The sequence below is a fragment of the Thalassospira sp. UBA1131 genome, from assembly GCF_002311515.1.
In the GTDB taxonomy this organism is placed as follows: Bacteria; Pseudomonadota; Alphaproteobacteria; order Rhodospirillales; family Thalassospiraceae; genus Thalassospira.
In genome coordinates, this window is the sequence record NZ_DCAO01000064.1 from 18,672 (window position 1) to 23,529 (window position 4,858).

The 4,858-nt window shown below is 53.3% G+C and carries 3 protein-coding genes; all 3 read right to left on the reverse strand.

Annotated elements, in window-relative coordinates; translation table 11 throughout:
- A partial coding sequence (locus B3Z49_RS09720) for a cache domain-containing protein (protein ID WP_296990391.1) occupies positions 1–1,241 on the reverse strand: 1,241 nt, incomplete at its 3' end.
- Between the two features lie 254 nt (positions 1,242–1,495).
- On the reverse strand, positions 1,496–3,196 hold the full coding sequence (locus B3Z49_RS09725; RefSeq protein WP_296990393.1) for a methyl-accepting chemotaxis protein: 1,701 nt from the start codon (positions 3,194–3,196) through the stop codon (positions 1,496–1,498).
- Positions 3,197–3,496: 300 nt separating this feature from the next.
- The gene (locus B3Z49_RS09730) at positions 3,497–4,195 is read right to left on the reverse strand and encodes an alpha/beta hydrolase (RefSeq protein WP_296990395.1); all 699 of its coding nucleotides are present in this window, start codon (positions 4,193–4,195) and stop codon (positions 3,497–3,499) included.
- Positions 4,196–4,858: the final 663 nt, after the last annotated feature.

Below are 4,858 nucleotides of genomic sequence, written 5' to 3' on the forward strand. Positions count from 1 at the left end.
AGGGCCAGCAGGTTGGTTTGTTCGGCAATGTCACCAATCAGACTTGCGACGTCGCCGATCCGCTGGGCTGCCTCGGACAGGCCGGTAACGGTCTGGTTAGTACGGGTCGCCTGTTCATTGGCCTGATTGGCGATATTTGCCGAGGTTGCAATTTGCTGGGCGATTTCATCGGAGGATGCAGACAGTTCCTCGGTCGCGGCGGAGACTGTTTGAACGTTGCTTGATGTCTGGGTGGTTGCCGAGGCAACAGCAGCCGACAGTTCGCTGTTCATGTTGGTCGCACTACGCATTTCATCGGTGGCCGATTGCATGTCCTTGATCGATCTGGAGATCGAACTGATCAGGCCCTTGACCTTGACGTCAAGAGAATCGGCCATTTCCATCACGGCTTTACGCTGATTTTCTTCGGCTTGTTCTTCAAGCGCACGCTGATTTTCCTGAAGCTTGCGGTTTTCAAGCGCCTGCTCGCGGAAAGAAACCACGGTGCGTGCCATGTCGCCGACTTCGTCCTTGCGCCCCTGGCCTTCAATTTCGCCTTCGAGATCACCTGACGAGATAATCCGCATCCGGGCAGAAAGGGTTTTAAGTCCGCCGGTAATATCGCGACCAATGGCCAGCCCGGCCAGGGTCAGGATCAGCAGAATGACACCACCAATGATGACAACAAATGTTGCCTGTTCACGGAAAGCCGCATCGACGTCATCAATATAGATGCCAGTGCCGATGATTGAGCCCCAGGGCAGGGGTTCGGCAAAGGACAGCTTTTCGAAGGTCAGTTTTTCATCTTCACCGGGTTTGGGCCAGTGATAGGACGAGAAACCGCCGCCAGCCTTGTTACCGGACGCGATCAGATTGCGGATGAAATAATTGCCTTGGGAATCCTGTGCGTCGTTCAGGCTTTTGCCGACAAGTGCTGGATTGGCACCGTGCATTTCGGTTATGCCGTTGGTCGCAAAGACAAAGAAATATCCGATCTTGCCGTCATATTTGCCCGCACCGGCCAACTCGTAGAATTGGCTGATCGCGTCTTCCTGACTGAGAAGACCAGCATCAACCTTGTCCTGATAGGACTGCGCGATTGAAGTAATGTAGTTGGTGGTGGACCGGATCTTGTCCTTGCGATCTTCAAGGAGTGCATCGCGCAGGGTGGAGAGCTGAAGCCCGCCAACGACGATGACGCCCACAAGCGCGATGACAGACAAGATGACGATTTTGTAACCAATCTTTAGATTGCCAAGCATATGGTTTCTCCGCCAGACGAGGCCGTGTTGATCAAAATATACGAATATATTGGTGTAGTTTCAGATCATATGCAAGAGATGTTAGCCTAAAGTGTAGGTTTATGTATAGTCAAACGTCGAAGTAGCACTTACCGATGGGCGTGCAGTATCGGTTTAAGATATTGACTGAATGTCATTTATAAGTTTCGGAGCCATCAAAAAAGGCCAGGGCATTTCTGCCCTAGCCTTTCGGATGGTTTGCGTGTTGATGCGGATCAGTCGGTTGCGCGTTTGCGCAGATCGGCAAGGAAGTGTTCAACCGCCTCATCAAGCGATTTTGCTTCGTCGACCAGTTTTTCGGCCGACTGCGCCAACTGGCTGGTGCCAGACGATACGCGACCGGCATTCTCGTTGACGGTCTCGATCCGCTGGGAGACTTCGCTGGTGCCGTCAGCTGCCTGCTGGACGTTACGCGAAATCTCGCCAATGGCGGCGTGCTGTTCTTCGACGGCTGCTGCAATCGCGGTTGAGCTATCGGCGACCTTTGCGATGGTTTCGGAAATCAGACGGATCGCCTCAACCGCTTCGCCGGTTTCATTTTGAACCGAGAGGATCTGCTGGTTGATTTCCTCGGTCGCCTTGGCGGTCTGGTTGGCAAGGTTTTTGACCTCGCTTGCGACCACGGCAAAGCCTTTGCCGGCATCACCGGCACGTGCGGCCTCGATGGTCGCGTTCAGGGCCAGCAGGTTGGTCTGTTCGGCGATGTCCCCGATCAGCTTGGCAACATCGCCAATCTTCTGGGCCGCATCCGCCAAACCAGTAACGGTCTGGTTGGTGCGGGTGGCCTGTTCGTTGGCCTGATTGGCGATTTCCGCGGAATGGGAAATCTGCTGGGCGATTTCATCTGAGGATGCGGTCAGTTCCTCGGTCGCGGCGGACACAGTCTGAACGTTGGTCGAGGTCTGGGTTGTTGCAGATGCCACAGCCGCAGAGAGAGAGCTGTTGGTGTTGCTGGCTTCTTCCATCGAGGATGTGGCTTTTTTCATCTCGGTGATCGAGCCCGAGATCGAACGGATCAAGCCTTTGACACGCGATTCAAGGCTGTCGGCCATATCGGTGATGTCCTGACGGCGTTGCTTGTCGGCCTGTGCCTCAAGCTCTTGCTGGTGGGTCTGCAGCTTCTGGTTTTCAAGCGCCTGCTGGCGGAAGGCGACCACGGTGCGGGCCATGTCACCCACTTCGTCACCACGGTCCTGACCTTCGATTTCGCCTTCAAGTTTGCCACTGGCGATTTCGGTCATGCGGCTTGAAAGCTTGCTTAGTCCGACCGTGATGTTGCGGCCAATTGCAAAGGAAACGGCCAGCATGATCGCAATGACAATCGCAATGACGACCAGAACGAAAATCGCCTGTTCCCAGAAAGCTGCATCGACATCATCAATATAGATGCCGGTACCGATGACATCGCCCCAGGGCAGGGTTGCGGCAAAGGACTGTTTTTCAAAAAGGTCTTCTTCGGGGTGGCCTGGCTTTGGCCAGAGATAGGTGAAGTACCCACCCGCCGGTGCCTTGGCGACGTCCAGCATGTTCTGAATGATGAAGGAGCCGCTCGGGTCTTGAAGTTTGCTAAGGTCCTTGCCGACAAGGGCCGGGTTGGCCGCATGCATCATGTTGACGCCCTTATTGTCATAGGCAAAGAAATAACCCGTGCCATCGTCGAACTTGGAGGCCGCAGCAACCCGGTAAAATTCGGTTACGGCTTCTTCCTGACTGAGCTCGCCGCTATCGACCAGGTCCTGATAGGACTGTGCGGCCGTCACAAGCATTGTGGTTGTGGCTTTAACCTTGTCCTTGCGGTCCTCAAGCAAGGCTTCCCGCAATGCAAAAAGTTCCAATGCCGAGATTACAAGCAGTGCAACCAGTGACAGCAAGGTCAGGCTCGCGACCTTCTTGCTGATCTTGATGTTTTGTAACATGTGATCTGTACCCGTGTATGTTGCCATTTCAGCAGCGATGTCAGGGGGATGGCACCCTTTCCTTACCCCTTGATGCGCGTATATTTTAAAACAGTTACCTGTCGAAAAGTATAGTAATATTTAGCCCTGTTGAGGAAATTCACTAATCAAAAGTTGTGCCTGTTGCGGTGCGACAACATAGGCCCATGCAGACGCAGTCAAGCGGCATTACACAGGGTTCGGTCAGGAATCAAAAAAGGACATCTGCGATCATTGCAGATGTCCTTTTTAAATGTCTTGCGACGGATCAAACCCGTGGGGTCAGGCAAGCACCTTTGTCAAAAATCCTGCGGCAATGCGAAGGCCTTCTTCGTCAATGCCATGTTGCAGGCCGGGCCTTTCATGAAGGCTGACTTCAATGCCATTGGCAGCAAGCGTTTCCTTGGCAAGACGCGATGCCTCGATCGGTACGACCGGATCGGCGGTACCATGGACCAGCACCATGGGCGGACGGGTTTTGATTTCAGCACCAAAAGTCTGTTCGCCAAGCAATGCACCGGAAAAGCCGACAACGCCGGCAATTTCATCATCACGTCGGGGGGCAGTTTGCAGGGACATCATCGTTCCTTGCGAAAAGCCAACCAGTGCGACCTTGTCCGCAGACACGCCATGGGTTTCCATGACGTGGTCGATGAAATCATTGACATAGGCTGCACTTTTGCGTGCTCCTTCGGCCATGGCAGCAAGGGCGCCAGACATGGTTTCCGGCGCACGACGCAGGAATTCGGGATCATATTCGGCCAGACTGAACCACTGGCGTCCGAACGGCGACATTTCGCACGGGAAGGGCGCGTTTGGTGAATAAAAGGTGGTGTCGGGCAGGGCGCGTGCCAGATGCGGCGCCAAACCGATCAGGTCATTTCCATCCGCGCCATAGCCATGCAGAAAGATGACAACGCTTTTGGTGGTGCCCGAGGCAGCCGGTTTGGCCGGACCAGATAACAATGTGTCGGTGCTCATGCGTGCTTTCCTGAATTTCCCTTTGCACCTGCTTAGCAATGCAGTCGACTGACCACCAGCATTTTTTGTCACAAAACCAAAGGTTCCCGGACGGCCGTGATTGCAGGAAACCCATAAACCGTCATGGCCTGTGGATAACTTTGTGGATGGAAAAGCAGGTTTGGGGAAAATTATCCTGTAAAATGTCAAAAACATCAGTTTTGGTCTTGGGTGCTTATTCCTCAGTATAGATTTTTTGAGTTTTCTAATTTAAAAGATGTAGATGTTCTGTAGTTAATTTTAGTAAATAAAAACAAATAGTTATTTGATTTTCCTGTTTTTGGTGTTCGGACGTCGTGGGACAGGGCCTCGATTATGGGGGCAGATTTTAGAGGGCAATTCGCGCACAAGCTGCATGAGGCGGGACAAAAAGTTAACGATGTGGATTTTTTTGGACAGCCGGTCATCAAAAGGTGCCTTTTGCCGCCTGATAATCTGTGCCACAAGAATTCTTCCGGTTCGCCCGGATGCCCCACAGCATGATCCATAGACCGAGGTCCAAATGAACCGCACGCGCCGCTGGTTCGGCAAGGGTGATCGACGCGTTCTGGCGCTGACCCTGCCGATTATTCTTTCCAATGCGACTGTTCCGTTGCTTGGCGCGGTCGATACGGCTGTGGTCGG

Excerpts from the sequence above, each read along its gene's own strand:
- B3Z49_RS09730 (WP_296990395.1), bottom strand. The coding sequence starts at position 4,195 with ATGAGCACCGACACATTGTTATCTGGTCCGGCCAAACCGGCTGCCTCG.
- B3Z49_RS09725 (WP_296990393.1), bottom strand. The coding sequence starts at position 3,196 with ATGTTACAAAACATCAAGATCAGCAAGAAGGTCGCGAGCCTGACCTTG.